At 71.2% G+C, this 15655-nt stretch carries 9 protein-coding genes; 1 reads left to right on the top strand and 8 read right to left on the bottom strand.

The features are described from left to right. A partial coding sequence (gene ddaH, locus EBH09_RS32300) for a dimethylargininase (protein ID WP_121750388.1) occupies positions 1 to 815 on the bottom strand: 815 nt, incomplete at its 3' end. 296 nt (positions 816 to 1111) lie between these two features. Continuing rightward, positions 1112 to 1666, bottom strand: a complete 555-nt coding sequence (locus EBH09_RS32295) for an LmbU family transcriptional regulator (protein WP_238697583.1) — start codon at positions 1664 to 1666, stop codon at positions 1112 to 1114. An 819-nt stretch (positions 1667 to 2485) separates the two neighbouring features. On the opposite strand from EBH09_RS32295, the gene EBH09_RS32290 reads away from it, so the two are divergent. After that, positions 2486 to 3613, top strand: coding sequence for a transposase (locus EBH09_RS32290; RefSeq protein WP_193776646.1), 1128 nt, complete (start codon positions 2486 to 2488; stop codon positions 3611 to 3613). Between the two features lie 38 nt (positions 3614 to 3651). Here EBH09_RS32290 and EBH09_RS32285 read toward each other — a convergent pair whose 3' ends face one another. The 6 genes from EBH09_RS32285 to EBH09_RS39470 all read right to left on the bottom strand — a co-directional run. Then, entirely contained in the window at positions 3652 to 5874 is a 2223-nt protein-coding gene (locus EBH09_RS32285; RefSeq protein ID WP_121750386.1) for an MMPL family transporter, read from the bottom strand. Positions 5875 to 6215: 341 nt separating this feature from the next. Beyond that, a complete protein-coding gene (locus tag EBH09_RS32280) occupies positions 6216 to 6983 on the bottom strand; it encodes an alpha/beta fold hydrolase (protein ID WP_121750385.1) in 768 nt (255 codons plus the stop codon). 26 nt (positions 6984 to 7009) lie between these two features. After that, positions 7010 to 8359: a lysine N(6)-hydroxylase/L-ornithine N(5)-oxygenase family protein gene (locus tag EBH09_RS32275; protein ID WP_121750384.1), complete on the bottom strand. Its 1350-nt coding sequence runs from the start codon at positions 8357 to 8359 to the stop codon at positions 7010 to 7012. Positions 8360 to 8618: 259 nt separating this feature from the next. Then, positions 8619 to 11825, bottom strand: coding sequence for an AMP-binding protein (locus tag EBH09_RS32270; protein ID WP_274595158.1), 3207 nt, complete (start codon positions 11823 to 11825; stop codon positions 8619 to 8621). 139 nt (positions 11826 to 11964) lie between these two features. Continuing rightward, positions 11965 to 15090, bottom strand: coding sequence for a type I polyketide synthase (locus EBH09_RS32265; RefSeq protein ID WP_121750382.1), 3126 nt, complete (start codon positions 15088 to 15090; stop codon positions 11965 to 11967). Between the two features lies 1 nt (position 15091). After that, the coding region (locus EBH09_RS39470; protein WP_193776645.1) for an acyl carrier protein at positions 15092 to 15655 on the bottom strand (564 nt) is incomplete at its 5' end.

Raw genomic sequence — 15655 nt, 5'->3', positions numbered from 1 at the left:
TTGACGCTGCCGCCCGCCTTCAGCATCTCGGTCAGGTCGGCTCCGACGGGTGTGTAGCCGTGCTCGCGCAGCTGCGCCGCCAGCCCGACGGCCTGGCGCGGCAGGACGACGTTGCGGCCGTCCGACAGCGCGTTGAGGCCAAAGACCGCGGCGTCGGCCTCGGCGGCCAGGATGGCGTCGGGGAAGCGCTCGGCCAGCAGGGCGCGGCTCTCCGCGGAGAACGCCGCCGGGTAGTACATGACGTGCCCGTCACCGAGCACGGCGAGCGCGGTGTCCAGGTGGTACCAGCGCGCGTCGACGAGCGTCAGACTCACCACGGGGCGGCCGAAGAACTCGCGCATCTCGTCGTGCGCCCGGGGGTCGGACCGGAAGCCGGTCCCCGCCAGGATCTCTCCGCCGACGAACAGGAAGTCCCCCTCGCCCTCGTTGACGTACTCGGCCTGCCGGACCTCGGACCAGTCGCCGCGGCCGAACCAGTCCAGGTACGCCTGGGCCTCGTCGGTGCGCTGCGGGTGCCGGAACCGGGCGACGAGGACCTTGCCGTCGACGACAGTGGCACCGTTTGCCGCGAACACCATGTCCGGCAGTCCGGGCACCGGATCGATGAGTTCCACCTCGTGCCCCAGGCCGACGAACGTGTCGTGCAGCCGTTTCCACTGGCCGAGGCCCACCTCGGCCGACGTGGGTCTACTGGGATCCATCCAGGGATTGATCGAGTACGTGACGTCGAAGTACGTGGGGCGGCACATCAGATAACGGCGCGGTGACGCGGCCCGGACACTGCCGGCGGCATTCTCCATATGCGCGTGTGACATTTCACTCCCGTCTTTCCTGCAGCAATGGCTGACATATTGAAGCAGCAACGCATGGACATGAGGGAGCGCGATCGCCATCGAATGCGGCGGCACTCGACGAATTCTTCTCCGAAGGTGACTCTCTTTCACATTTCGGCCGGATCGGGGGCCCTCGGGAAATGCCTCCGCCCCGTCCGCACGGGGAGGACGGGGCGGTGTCGCGCCGATCGTGAGGGGACGGCGGTGCCTCGTGAGCGGGTCACGCTGTCCCGCCGACGGGACAGCAGGCGGGAGCCGGTAAGCGGACCGCGGGGTCGCTACTCTAGGGACAGGCGCCGACCGGAGTCCTCCAGCAGCCGGCTGGCGGCCGCGTCGAGCGTGGCCATCACCCAGTCCTCCAACTCGATGCCCGCCTCCACCGCCGCCTTGTGCCACCACTGGAGCCGATTGTCGGGCACGGCGAGCCGACGCGTCGTCGCCGCGACGTCCGGCCGCGGCGAGGCGCCCTCGCGTTCGCTGCGGATGGCATTGCGCAGTTGCTTGGTGCTCCAGTGCATCCGTTCGGCGCGGTCCAACCACGTCTCCTGTGCCTCGACAGGCAGCGAGGCCAGCTCCGCGTGGTGCTGGAAGCTGAGGGCGGACCGCCGCCGGTGCAGGTCGAACCGCCTGGATACCCAGGCGTAGTTGCGCAGCGTCTGGTATTGGAGGCCGGCGGCTCGGATGCCTCGCTCGTAGCGGTCGGCATAGTGGGCCTTGCCGTATACGAGCCAGTCGCCGAGCCACCAGGACGAGGAGTTGAGCAGCCCGGAGAGCTGACGTCCGGCGTTTTCCCACTCCTCGAAGGCGAGGCCGACGGGGATGTGCAACCCCACCTTCGTCGTGAGCACCTGCTCGCGCCGCTGCTCCGCTCCACTACTTCTACGACTGTGCGAGGCGGTTCCCGCGGGTCTACCGAATATGACGTTTTTGGGTTCTGAGCATTCTTCGGCCTGACTTGTCATCATACCCCCGCGCTGCTGGTACACCGACTGGTTTCACGCGATTGCCTACCTCGACCGCGGAGGCATTCACGTCGTTCACGGCACGCGTACGAAGAACGTCGGCCACGTTCCGCCACCGAATGACATCGACCGAGAAAGCCGATAATGACCGGTTCTCGGTGTCGGCGGGAGGGCCCCCTGCTGCGGCCCTGAGTAGATCCCAGCCGCGGCACCAGTTCAAGGATCTTGGCACCGTCGGGTACTAGTTTGCGGAGTTCGAACACTCTCTTGACGCCGCCCTGCGGCCACGGATGGCGTGCTGTGGAGGTTGGCAGCGAGCCGAGAGGTGCCCAACGCATGGGTAAGCACCTGTACCTGATGGGTGGTCAGGCTTGTGCCGAGCTCGTTGCGGGGTCCGTCGACGGCTGCGGGAAGCCCCCTGTTTCCGGGCATCGGAGGGGGCGTGCGCTGACACCGGGGCAGTGATGCGGTAAGCGGCTCCGCCGGTCCTGCACCCCTCGATCGCGGGCCTCCGCGCCATCCGAGGTGCCAGATCAAGCCATCCGACTCGACGGTGGCGCCACCGTGAAGCGCGTCCTACACTCAACCTCCACATGGCCAGAAACTCGGGGGAGTTGTTGCGGAATGGAAACGGCCCCACCGCACGCGTCGTCGCTTCCACGTCATCCGACGAACACCGCAGATTCAGATGTGACGTTGGAACACTTCAGCAGGACGATCTTCAGGAGCTTACGGCGGATCGATCAACGAAAGTGCGCCCACGCCTATCTGAGCGGATTACTGGCCACACCGGGCAAGAAGACGGTACGCAGGATTGCGGCCGGAATATCCCGCGATCCGTCCGTCGTGCAGTCACTGCGCCAGTTCGTCAGCCTCAGCCCGTGGAACTTCGACGACGTGATGCAGGAGATCACCCACTGGGTGGAGCGCCGGCATCCCGGGGCCGTGTGGTCCATCGGCCAGACCGTCCTGCCCAAGAGGGGTGACAAGTCGGTGGGCATCCACCGCCGCTTCGATCTGCACTCGGGCCGTACTCTCAACTGCCAGCTGGGACTGGGCTCCTTCCTCCACGTGGGCTCGGCGCAGATTCCCGTCGACTGGTCCCTGTATTTGCCGCGGTCCTGGACACAGGACTCCGAACGGCGCCGCGACGCGCGCATCCCGGGCTCCGAGCAGTACCTCCCGACATGGGCACACGCCCTCCGGCTCGTGGACCGGCTGTCGGCCCGTCTGGACTCGCCGTCTGCCGTGGTCCTCGCCGACATGGGCAACGAGCCCGACGTCGGGTACCTGCTGCGCGGGTTAGCCATGCGGCGCCGGGACGTCGTCATCGCGGTGCCGCCACAACTGGCCGTGCTCCCCGTCGGCGAGGCGTCCCCGGGACCGGTCAGTGCGGGGAGTCTGCTCCACGGGCAGGGACCGGAGGGCGACACCCTCACCCCACCTGACGGGCCCCAGCAGGCAGGCGGCCCGCCCTCGGTGCTGGTTCACCTGCCGGGCAACTCCCCGGGGCACTATCCCGGCCCTCCGTACCGGCTCTTCGCGAGCGGAGGCGACACCGGCACGACAGGCCGGCTGTGGCTCACGAGTCTGGTCCACCACTCCACCGGCACGATCGCGGCGACCGCCGCGCGAGCCAGTGGGACGACGGCCGTGCTGGATGCCCTGAGACAGGACTTCGGGCTGCTTGATTTCGCGGGGCGTTCGTTTCCGGGCTGGTACCACCACGTGGCGCTGATCTCCGCCGCGTACACCTTCCGGTGCCTGTACGGCGCCATCGCGCCGCCGTGCCGCAGGACGCCGCTGCGGCTGCCGTAGCGGTGCGGCCGCAGGGCGGCGGCCGCCGCGCGAGCCGGTCACGGGATCGGCACCGGCCCCCGTGCGGCCGCGGGCCGGTGCGACAGCTTCTCCCCCTCCACGTCCATGTCGGGCAGGGCGCGGTCGAGCCACCGCGGCAGCCACCAGGCGCGGTCGCCGAGGAGGGCGAAGAGGGCGGGGACGATGGCCATGCGGACGACGAAGGCATCGAGGAGCACGGCGAGTGCCAGCCCCAGGCCGATCATCCGCACGAAGACGTTGTCCTCCATGATGAATCCGGAGAAGACGCTGGTCATGATGAGTGCCGCCGCCGCGACCACCCGGCCGCCGTACCGGAAGCCGGTGACGACTGCCTGCGGGGTCGGCTGCCCATGGACGAAGGCCTCGCGCATCCGGGTCACCAGGAAGACCTCATAGTCCATGGCCAGTCCGAACACCACCCCGATCATGATGATCGGCATCGTGCTCATGATCGGGCCCGGTTGGTCCACGCCGACGATGTCGGCGAACCAGCCCCACTGGAAGATCGCCACGACGGCACCCAGCGCCGCGGACACCGACAGCAGGAAACCGAGGGCGGCCTTCAGCGGCACCGTGAACGAGCGGAAAACGAGGACCAGCAGCAGGAAGGCGAGTCCCACCACGAGCGCGAGGTACGGAAGCAGCGCGTCGTCGAGGGTCCGGGAGAAGTCCAGGAACATGGCCGTCTGTCCGCCGACCAGAATCTCGGCATCATGGGTGCGCGCGAAGCCGGACAGGTCGTCACGCAACCTCTCGACCAGATGCCGGGTGCGGTCGTCCGTGGGGCCTTCCTCCGGCACGACGCTGATGATCGCAGTGTCGCCCGACGTGTTCGGCACCACCGGGCCCACCTCGGCCACTCCGGGCTCACCGGACAGCTCGGCGGCGACGTCCTTGCCGACGCCGCGGGCCTCGTCCGCCGCGACGGTGACCAGCAGTGGGCCGTTGAACCCGGGGCCGAAGGACTCCGACAGCATGTCGTAGGCCTTGCGCTGGGTGGTGTGGGGGGCCATGGCGCCCTCGCCGGGCAGGCCCAGTTCCAGCCGGGTCGCGGGCACGGCGACGACACCGAGGCCAACCACACCGACCAGCAGGACGACGAGGGGACGGCGAAGGACGAAACCGGCCCAGCGGGACCCGAGGTTCGGCCGCTGCCGGGCCGCGGCCCTGTCGGCCTTGCGCTGACGGCGCTCGGACAGCGGCTTGCCCGTGATCCGGTGGCGATCGGCGCGGTGCAGCACCCGGACCGGGGCGAAGCCGAGCAGCGCAGGGACGAAGGTCACCGCGACCAGCACGGCGATCAGGACGGTGCCGGCCGCCGCGAGGCCCATCTTCGTGAGCATCGGGACGTCGACGACAGCGAGGCCGGCGAGGGCGACGATGACTGTGAGGCCGGCGAAGACCACGGCCGAGCCCGCGGTGCCGACCGCCCGGCCTGCGGCCTCCTCCCGGTCCAGACCCTCGATCAGCTCGGTGCGGTAGCGGGAGACGATGAACAGGGCGTAGTCGATGCCGACGGCCAGGCCGATCATCAGGGCCAGGGTGGTGCTGGTCGAGGAGAGGCCGAGTGTGCTGCCGAGGGCACCGATGGCGCTGACGCCGATGCCGACCCCCATGACGGCGGTGAGCAGGGGCATGCCCGCCGCCACCAGTGAGCCGAAGGTCACCAGCAGGATCAGGGCGGCGATGGCGACGCCAATGCTCTCGGCGGTGCCGCCGGCCGCCTGCTCCACGGGGACTGCGTCGCCGCCCATCTCGACCGTGAGCCCGCGCGCGCGACCGTCGTCGGCGATTTCGAGCAGGGCGTCGTGCGCCGTGTCGGATACCTCCAGCGCGGTCACCTCGTAGGTGACGACCGTGTAGGCGGTGGTGGCGTCCTCGCTGACGGCGTCCGACGTGAACGGGTCGGTAGCCGCGGCCACCTGCGGGGCCTTCTTCAGGTCGGCGACGAGTGCGGCCACGCTCTTCCGGACATCTGGATCGGTGGCCTTCGCGCCGCCCGGCGCGCGGATCGCGACCCGGGCCGACGCTCCGTCGGCGCTGGCGGCCGGGAACTTCTCGTTCAGCAGGTCGACGGCCTGCTGCGACTCCGTACCCGGCATGGAGAAGGTGTCGGCGGGCGGAGGCGGTGCGGACGAGGCGGCGACCCCGACACCGCCGAGGACGAGGAACCACAGCAGGACAGTGAGGCCCCGCCGCCGGAAGGCGAGGCGGCCGACGCGGTAGAGCAAGGTGGCCAAGGCAATTCAACTCCGGTGAGTGCGGACGGTCGGCGGCACACCGAACCAGCGCCATGATGACATCCAATGGCGCCATGTCCAGTGCCAGATTGAGTCACCTTGGCGCGACATCGCCGACATCGAGACAGCGGCAGCACAATGACCTGGCGATACCGCAGCTACTGGCTGGGGATATGCGAAGGTCTGCAACCTTGAGGTAGGCACTCAACACGCGGTCTCCCGACAATGGAGCTTGCCGATGAGCCAAATAGATGCCACGATGACGCCACCGAGCCACTATGGCCCGGTGCCCTACGCGCGGGCCCCGGAGAGAAGAATCCCCCGGTCTCCGGGACCCGCGTCTAGGCGTTCTCCACGAGGTTCCTGACAGGGCGAAGCGCATCCCTCAGACCCGCCAGCAGGGCGGGCTCTTCGGCCCGCAGATAGAAGTGCCCACCGGGCAGGACTTTGAGCCGGAACGCGCCCTTGGTCACATCCGCCCAGCCGCGCATCTGCTCCGGGGTCACCTCTGAGTCGTCCTCGCCGGTGTAGCCGTACACCGGGCAGTCCAGTGGAGGACGGTCGCCGCCGGCGTACTCGTCCACCATCCGGTAGTCGGCGCGGATCGCCGGCAGCAGGACCTCTCGCAGTTCCGGCTCCGCGAAGACCGCGGCCCTGCTCTCGTCGAAGCGCACGAGCCCCGCGACGATCTCCTCGTCCGTACCGAACAGGCGGCGCCGGCCGTCCAGCAGCTGCGGCGGGCGCCTGCCGGACACGCACAGGGCGGCCGGCGGACGCCCCAGCTTGTGGAGGCGCAACGCCACCTCGTGGGCCACCGAGGCGCCCATACTGTGGCCGAACAGCACCAGCCGATGCCGCGACAGTTCGTCCAGTGCCTCCGCCACCTCGTCCGCCAGGGCTTCCAGCCCCGGAAGGAACGGATCGCCGAGCCGGTCCTCCCGGCCCGGATACCGTACGGCGAGCACGCCGACATCGGACGGCAGCCGCGCGGTCCAGCCGCCGTACGCGCTCGCCCACCCGCCGGCGTGCGGGAAGCATACGAGCTTCGTCGCACACCCGTCGTCGTCGTGGAAGCGACGTATCCACCGTTCTTCGGCCGGCCTGCCCATCGGCGTTCCCCTCGTTGGTCGGGCGTTCAGAGGAAGTCGCCACCGACCTCGGCGGGAACGGCGACCGGACTTCCAGCGATCCGCCCGGCACGCCGGGCGACGATCGAATCAGCGATCTCGCCGCTGCGGACGGCGATGTTCGACAACAGCGAGGACGTCAGACCGTGACTGTGCTCGGTGCCGCCCTGCAGGTAGATACCGCACCGAAACTCCGGTTCGGTGACGACACGGTAGTCCCGCTCGATCCGGTAGCGGCCCTCACCGTCGCGCAAGCAGTAGCGGTCGAGCTCGCCGAGGAGGCCGGTGGGCTCCATCCCCTTGTACCCCGTCGCGCAGACGAGGGCGTCGCAGTCGAGTTCCCGCACCTCGGCGTCGGGTCCCACCTGGAGGGAGACGCGCGTCTCGGCGCCCACGCGCTTGACCCCCGTGACCCGCGTCAGGTTCAGGAACTGCAGCCGCTCGGTCCCGCGCACCTCGTCGTCGTAGGCCCTGCGGTACAGGTCCCGGATCACCTCGTCGTCGACGACCGAGTAGTTGGTGTTGCGGTGGTAGCGCCAGAACGCCTCACGGGTCTGATCGGTGCCGAAGTAGTAGTCGTCGACGGCACCCGGATCGAAGATCTGGTTCGCGAAGGGCGTGTCGTCCGCGACGGAGTACCCGTAGGAAGGGATGACCGAGTACACCTCGGCGTGCGGGAGCTCGTCGTAGAGGAACCGGGTGATCTCGGCGGCGCTCTGGCCGGCCCCCACCACCGCCACCCGCCGCAGTGCCGACGGATCCATCCGACGGTACTTGTCCAGGAACTCGGAACTGTGCCATACGCGTTCGTCCCGCTCGGTCCCCTCGGGCATGCTCGGGACCAGGCCTGTGGAGACCACCACGTTCCGCGTCTCGATCACGCGTCCGGCCCGGTGTCCCCCGTCCTCGATCTCCAGCCGCAGGCGGTCCGCCTGCGGGGCATCGCCCGGAACGAGCCGGATCGACGTCACCTCCGAGCCGTACCGGACGCGGTCGGCGACACGGGCCTGCGCCCATTCCAGGTACTGGTGGAACTCCTCGCGTGTGGGGAAGAAGTCCTGGTTGTTGACGAACTGCGGGAGCCGCCCCGACGCGTGCAGGAACGCGACGAAACTGTAACTCGACGTCGGATTGCGGAAGGTGACCAGGTCCTTCAGGAAGGAGATCTGCATGGTCGCCGACGGCAGCAGCATGTTGCGGTGCCAGCCGAAGGAGGACTGGCGCTCCAGGAACAGGGCGCTGACCTCCCCGTCCTGACCGCTCGTCCAGTGTTCCCGCAGGGCGATGGCAAGCGACAGGTTGGACGGGCCGAACCCGATGCCGACCACGTCGTAGGTGTGGTGTTCACGCTGACTCATAGAGGATTCTCCCGCTGGCATGGCTGCGCGATGCGCCGTCCGCATCGTCGACCGGTGATCTTCCGCGCCCAGAAGAACCGACGTGGGGGCGGGCTGTGACGTCCCTCGGTCGCACCGCCGGCCCGATGCGGCACGAGGGGTCCGTCACGTGCGCCGGACTCGGCCGGCGTGTGTCCCGTCGGCGGGACAGTGAAGTCGCCTCCTCCCATTGTCCCGGGCCGGACGGAGATGAGGAACGGGCGGCGGTCCGCCCGCCGACTCACAGCACGTGGCCGCCCTTGGTCCTCCTGCGCAAAGCGGGCCGGCTGGACGGGGCCACGTCCCCCCACAGGTCCGAAAGACCGGCGATGGTGCGCGCCACGAACAGTTTGCGGATGGACACCTCCTGGTTCAGCTCGGCGCGGATCAGGCCGACCAGGCGGATCGCCCGCAGCGAGTTGCCGCCGATGTCGAAGAAGTCGTCGTCGATACCGACCCGCTCCACTTCCAACACGTCGGCGAACGCCCCGGCCAGGACCCGTTCAGTGTCGTTGCGCGGTGCCCGGTAGGAGTCGCCGTCGGACGACGGCGCGGGCAGGGCCGCGCGGTCCGGCCGTCCGTCCGCCGTGACCGGCAGACGGTCCAGCACCACGAACACCGACGGGACCATGGCCTCCGGCAGCCGCCCCATGGCGAACGCGCGGAGCTCCTCCACCGTCGGGGCGGACGCGCCCCCCACGACGACGTAGGCCACCAGTCTCCACTGCCCGGCCTCGTCCCGTGTGACCTCGGCGAGCACCCGGGCGAGCCCGGGACACTCGGCCAGGGCCTCCTCGACCTCGGCCGGCTCGATGCGGAAACCTCGCACGTCCGCCTGGGCGCCTGCCCGTCCCACGTACGCGAAGCGGCCCTCCTCGTCCCGGCGCACCCGGTGACCGGTCCGGTACATGCGGGCGCCGGGCGGGCCGAACGGGCAGGGCACGAACTGGGCGGCCGTGTGCCCGGGCCGCCCCGGACGACCGCGCGCCACGCCGGGCCCGGCAAGATACAGCTCCCCCACCGCCCCCGGCGGGACCGGCACCAGCCCCGGACCCAGGACGTGCAGTGTCGTGTGGTCCAGAGGGCTGCCGTACGAGTGCGCCGGGTGGCCGGGCGCTTCGGCGGCCGGGTGATGCCGCACGGCGAACGAGGCCGCCTCCACCGGACCGTGGACGTCGATGACGGTCAGGGCCGGACAGGCCTCCCGGACGCGCCGCACCGCGGCCGACGGGACACGGTCCCCACCGGTCCACACCGCACGCAGTCCGGCGAGACGTTCGGGACGGTCGGCCGCGAGCGCCGAGAACGCGTCGGCGGTCAGCCGGACGGTGGTGATCCGGTGGGTTTCCCGCAACCCGGGCAGGGCGTCGGCGTCCAGCTCCCCCGGCGGGGCCAGGACGATCCGGCCGCCGCGGAGCAACGGCGCCCAGACGTCGAGGGCGGCCGCGCCGGCGGCGAGCGGGGCGTGCCACAGCACGGTCCCGCCGGCACCGTCGCGCCAGTGGCGATCCAGGACGAACCGTTCCATGTTGCGATGTGTCACAGCGACCTCGGTGACCGAACCGTCCGGCCCCGGGCTGGGGAGGACGGCCAGCAGCTGGTCGGGGCGCGGCACCGGCAGGGCGGTGTCCGCCCCGTCGACGCCGGCCTCGGCGCACAGCTCGTCCAGGAGCAGGACCGCCAGGTCCGGATCGGCCGGGAGCGCCGCGGCGGTCGCTGCGTCGGTGAGCAGGACGCCGTGCGCGGCCGCGGTGCCGCCCCATGCCGGGGCCGCCGGGTCGACCGGCAGGTAGGCGCCGCCCGCCCTCACCACCCCCAGCAGGGCGACGACCAGGTCCACCGACCGGGGCACGGCCACCGCCACGACCGTCTCGGGTCCGACGTGCCGGCCGCGCAGCGCCCTGGCCAGGTGCCCGGACCGCTCGGCGAGTTCGCCGTACGTCATCGTGATGTCCCCGGACACCATCGCGACGGCGTCGGGGGCGCGTACCGCCTGACGGTCGAACAGTTCGGGGACCGTCAGGCCCGGCAGGGACGTGCCGGTCTCCTCCGCCGCCGCCTGCGGCCGGTGCCGCTCGACGCCGCGCAGCGTGTCCAGGGCACCGACCGGAGTCTGCGCGGGGGCGGCCAGCACGGCCCGGACGTGGTCGAGCAGGTCCTCTCCGACGGCACGCAGCTCGGCGCGGGAATACAGGTCCGCGGGGGCGTCGAGCCGCAGGAACAGGTCACTGTCGGGGGTCCCGTCGGTGCAGAAGCCGATCGACAGTTCGTCGAAGGTGCCTGTGGTCGCGGAGAAGTAGCGCGCCGGGTGACCGCAGAAGCGGAGCTGCTCCACGAAGTCCACGACGTTCAGCACCGCTCCGAAGCTGCCCCGGCCGCTGAGGACGCTGCCGCACGCACGCTGGATGTCGGAGTAGTGGCAGCCGGTCTGCCCGAAGACCTCGTACGTCTCGTCGACCACCGCGTCGGCGATCGTCGCGAACGAAGCCCCGAGCGGAACGCCCATCCGCAGCGGCACCACGTTGACCGCGAGACCGGGTGTCCGGCCCGCCGCCCCCGCCCGGTTCCCCACGGCCAGCGAGAGGAGGAACTCGGGGCGGTCGCAGCGATGGCGCAGGTAGACCGCCACGGCCGCGGTCAGCAGCGAGGACATCCACACGCCCATGGACTTGGCGGTCTCGGTCCAGGCATCCGCCTCGGCCCGTGGGACGGTCAGCGTCCGGCTCACCATGCCGATCGCCGCGGCCACCTCCGACCAGCGGTCGGCGCCGCTCAACGGCTCGGAGAGCCGGGCGCGCCGCGCGTCGGACAGGGTCATGCCCGGCACCTGCGCGGGTGGGGGCGCGTCCGCCAGGTGCTCGCGCCAGAAACCGGCGTCCTCAGCGGCCTTCCCCGAGGCGGTGTACTCCTCGGCCAGGGCCGCGTAGGACGCGGCGTCCCACGGGTGCGAGGGCTCGGGCACCTGCGAACCCTCCGCCAGCGCGGTGTACACCTCGGCGATGCGGCGCGACAGCAGACCGCCGGCGCCGTAGCCGTCCGAGATGAGGTGGTGGTAAGAGATCACCACGAGGCTGCGGGCCGGGGCGAGGGTGACCACGCCCAACCGGAAGAGCAGGTCCCGCTCCAGGTCATAGGGCTGCCGCACCATGCGGGCCAGTGCCTCGCGCGCGGCCTGCTCGGGGTCGGCCTCACCGCTCAGGTCCAGGTGGAACGGCCGCCAGTCGCCGAGTTCCCGAGGGATCATGCGCAGGCTGCCGCCGTCGTCGAGGAAGCCGACGCGCAGGACCTCCGCCTCGTCCAGCACGCGCAACATGGCCGTTTCCATGACCCGGGTGTCCAGTTCACCGTCCACCTCCCACATGGCCAGCGCGTGATTGAGCATGTCGGGCGCCATCTTCTGCGCCAGCCACATTCCTTTGTGCGCGGGCGACGCACCGAACGAACGCACTCGAATCAACCCCTCAGCAAAAGCCGTGGAACGGATGGACCGGACGGAACGGGTATTACGACGGATGGATCGGGTGGTACGGACGCGACCGGTCCAGCGGTCTCCCGCGGGCGGGCGACGCGCCCGCCGACCGGCGCGTTCACGCGGGGTCGCCTTCGGCCATCGTGGACAGGATGTGCCGGGCGATCAGTCTCGGTGACGGGTGGCGCAGCACCAGGTTCGCCCGGAGCTTGAGTCCCGTCGTCGCGGCGAGGCGTTTGCTCAGTTCGACCGAGAGCAGCGAGTCGAACCCGAACTGCCGAAACTCCCCGTCGGGGTCCAGGGCGTCGGCCGAGGCGTGTCCGAGGACGGCCGCGGCCCTGTCGAGGACGTGGCCGAGGACGATCGCCTCGGCGTCGGCGCCGGACCGGCCGGCGAGCAGCTCCGGCAGGGAGACCGGGGCCTCGTCGCCGGGGCCCTGATCCGTCGAGGGCAGCTCCACCGTCACGGCCGTGTGCGAGGAGCTCAGCCAGTAGCGCTGCCGGTCGAAGGCGTAGGTCGGCAGCTCCACGCGCCGCCGCCTTCCGAACAGTGACTCCCAGCCCACGGCCCCGCCGCTGACGTGCAGTCGGGCCAGCGAGTCCAGCACGGCGTCGGCCTCCCCCCGGTCCCGTCGGGTGGAGGACAGGACCAGGGCGTCGTCCAGGTCCTCCACCATCTCCTGCACCGGATACGTCAGTACGGGATGGGGGCTCATCTCCACGAACACCCGGAATCCGTCGTCGACCAGGTGCCGCACGGCGGTCTCGAAGCGGACGGGTTCGCGCAGATTGGCGTACCAGTAACCGGCGTTCAGCTCCGCGGTGTCCGTCTTCCGGCCGTGCAGGGTGGAGTAGAAGGGCAGCGCGGACGTCTTCGAGCTCACGTCGGCGAGCCGGCTGAGCACCTGGTCGCGGACCCGGGTCACCTGCGGCGAGTGGGAGGCGTAGTCCACCGCTATCCGCCGGGCCTGGACGCCCTCGGCGTTCATCTTCTCGACGAACTCGTCGAGGGCCTCCGGATCCCCGGACACCACCACCGAGCGGGGCCCGTTGACGACGGCGACGCTCACCCGGTCGCCCCAGGGCGTCAGGCGCGCCTGGACCAGGTCCGCGGACTCCGTGACGGACGCCATGCCGCCGTGGCCGATGAGGTCGGTCAGGGCACGGCTCCGCAGTGCCACGATCCTCGCGGCGTCGCGCAGGGACAGCGCGCCGCACACGTGGGCGGCGGCGATCTCGCCCTGGCTGTGTCCGACCACCGCGGCCGGTTCGACGCCCCAGGACCGCCACAGGGCGGCCAGGGAGACCATGACCGAGAACAGCGCCGGCTGCACCACGTCGACCCGGTCCAGCGTGGGTGCCCCTTCGACGCCGTGCACCACGTCGAGCAGCGACCAGTCGGTCCACTCGGCGAGGGCGTCCGCGCACGCGTCGAGGGAGTGCGCGAACGCAGGGAAGGTGGCGTACAGCTGCCGTCCCATGCCGGCCCACTGCGAGCCCTGGCCGGGGAACATGAAGGCGACCCCGCCGAGGTCGGCGGCGACACCGCGCACCAGCCCGTCGGAGTCCGTTCCGTCGCGCAGCGACGCCAGGCCGCTCAGCAGTTCCTCGCGGTCGCGGCCGAGGACGACCGCGCGGTGCGCGAAACGCGAGCGACCGGAGGCCAGCGACCAGCCGGCGTCGGCGAGGTCCGTGTCGGTGCGGGCGGCGGCGAAGTCGTGCAGCCGGCCCGCCTGCCGTGCCAGGGCCGCCGCGTCCTTGCCCGAGACCACCCACGGCACGAGGCCACCGGCCACCGCCGGGCCGGGGCCGCCCCGCTCCCCCGGCTCCCGCGGGGACTCCTCCAGGATGACGTGGGCGTTGGTGCCGCTGACGCCGAACGACGACACGCCGGCCAGCCGGGGACCGTCCGGCCGGGGCCACGCGCGTCCCTCGTCCAGCAGCCGGACCACCCCGGACGACCAGTCGACGTGCCGGGAGGGCGTGTCCACGTGCAGTGTCTTCGGCAGCCATCCGTGACGCATGGCCAGCACGGCCTTGATGACGCCACCGACCCCGGCGGCCGCTTGGGCGTGACCGATGTTGGACTTCAGGGATCCGAGCCACAGCGGCCTGTCGTGCTCCCGGTCCTGCCCGTACGTCGCCAGCAGAGCGCCCGCCTCGATGGGGTCGCCCAGGACGGTCCCGGTGCCGTGCGCTTCGACCAGGTCGACCTGCGCGGCGGAGACGCGTGCGTTGGCCAGGGCCGTGCGGATCACCTGCTCCTGCGCCCGGCCGTTGGGGGCGGTCAGCCCGTTGCTGGCCCCGTCCTGGTTCACCGCGCTGCCGCGCAGGACGGCCAGCACCGTGCGGCCGTTGCGCCGGGCGTCGGACAGCCGTTCGAGTAGGAGCACACCGACCCCCTCCGCCCAGCCCGTGCCGTCGGCCCCGTCCGCGAAGGCCCTGCACCGCCCGGTGGGGGACAGCGCCCGCTGCCGGGAGAACTCCACGAAGATCGCGGGAGTGGGCATCGTCGAGGCCCCGCCCGCCAGCGCGAGCGAGCACTCCCCCGACCTCAGCGACTGCGCAGCCATGTGCAGGGCGACCAGCGACGACGAGCACGCCGTGTCCAGGGACACCGCCGGTCCGGTCAGGCCCAGTTGGTAGGCGACCCGGCCGGACGCGACGCTGAGGGCGCTGCCGTACAGCAGGTGGCCCTCCAGCTCGCTGTGGTTCGCCTCCAGGAAGCGCCAGCCGTACTCGGAGGAACTGACGCCGGTGAAGACGCCGACGTCGGTGCCGCGCACGTCGGCGGGGACGATGCCGGCCCGTTCGAAGGCCTCCCAGGAGGTCTGCAGCAGCAGCCGATGGTGCGGGTCGACCGTCAGCGCCTCGCGCGGGCTGATGCCGAAGAACCCCGCATCGAAGTCCGCCACGCCGTCCAGGAAGCCTCCCTGGCGGGTGCAGGAACGGCCCACGGCGGCGGGGTCCGGGTCGTAGACGTCACGCCAGCCGCGGTCCTGCGGAAACTCGTCCACGGCGTCGGCCCCTTCGCGGACCAGGGTCCACAGGTCCTCGGGCGAGGAGACGCCTCCCGGGTAGCGGCATGCCATCGCGACCACGGCGATCGGCTCGGCGTGCCGGGCCTTCAGCGCCTCGTTCTCCTGACGGAGGCGGTCGCGTTCCTCCAGCAGGGTGCGCAGTGCGCGCTGCACCCTGTCCGCTTCGTTCGCGCCGTCCGCGGTGCGGTCTGCGGAGTCGTCCATGTCACTTCCCCCTCTCGTCCAGGGCCAGGTCGACCAGTGCGTCGATGTCGAGACCCGCCAGTGCTGGCGCGTCGGGGCCGTCCTGCGGGACGTGCCGGTCCACGGGGTCGGGCCGGGAGGAACCGGCGCAGGCCAGCACCGGTTCGAGCAGCCCCGCGTCGCGCAGCCTGCCGATCGGGACGGTCCGCAGCACCTCCCGGATCGCGGCGTCCTCGTCCGGTTCGGTCCGGGCCGCCGGGCGCACCAGGCCGGTCAGGTGCAGCCCCAGTTCTCGCGGCGTGGGGTAACTGAAGACCAGCGTGGTCGGCAGACGCAGTCCGGTCGCGGCGCCCAGGCGGTTGCACAGTTCGACCGAGGTCAGCGAGTCGAATCCCATGGGCGTGAAGGCCTGGTCCGCGTCGACGGCCGTGCCGGAGGGACGCCCCAGCACGAGGGCGACCTGGTCCCGGACGAAGTCGAGGACGGCGGTCTCCGCCTCGTGCGCCGGGAGCGCGGCCAGGGTGGGGGGCAGGCCGGGTGCGCAGGCCCGCTCGGGGGCGGCCGTCCGGCTGCGGCGGGCACGGCC

The organism is Streptomyces sp. E2N166 (assembly GCF_003671715.1).
GTDB lineage: Bacteria > Actinomycetota > Actinomycetes > Streptomycetales > Streptomycetaceae > Streptomyces > Streptomyces thinghirensis.
This window is presented reverse-complemented; position numbering and strand designations above follow the sequence as displayed.

Coding starts and splice junctions, on each gene's coding strand:
- EBH09_RS32280 (WP_121750385.1), bottom strand. CDS start 6,983: ATGGGCAGGCCGGCCGAAGAACGGTGGATACGTCGCTTCCACGACGAC.
- EBH09_RS32275 (WP_121750384.1), bottom strand. CDS start 8,359: ATGAGTCAGCGTGAACACCACACCTACGACGTGGTCGGCATCGGGTTC.
- EBH09_RS32265 (WP_121750382.1), bottom strand. CDS start 15,090: ATGGACGACTCCGCAGACCGCACCGCGGACGGCGCGAACGAAGCGGAC.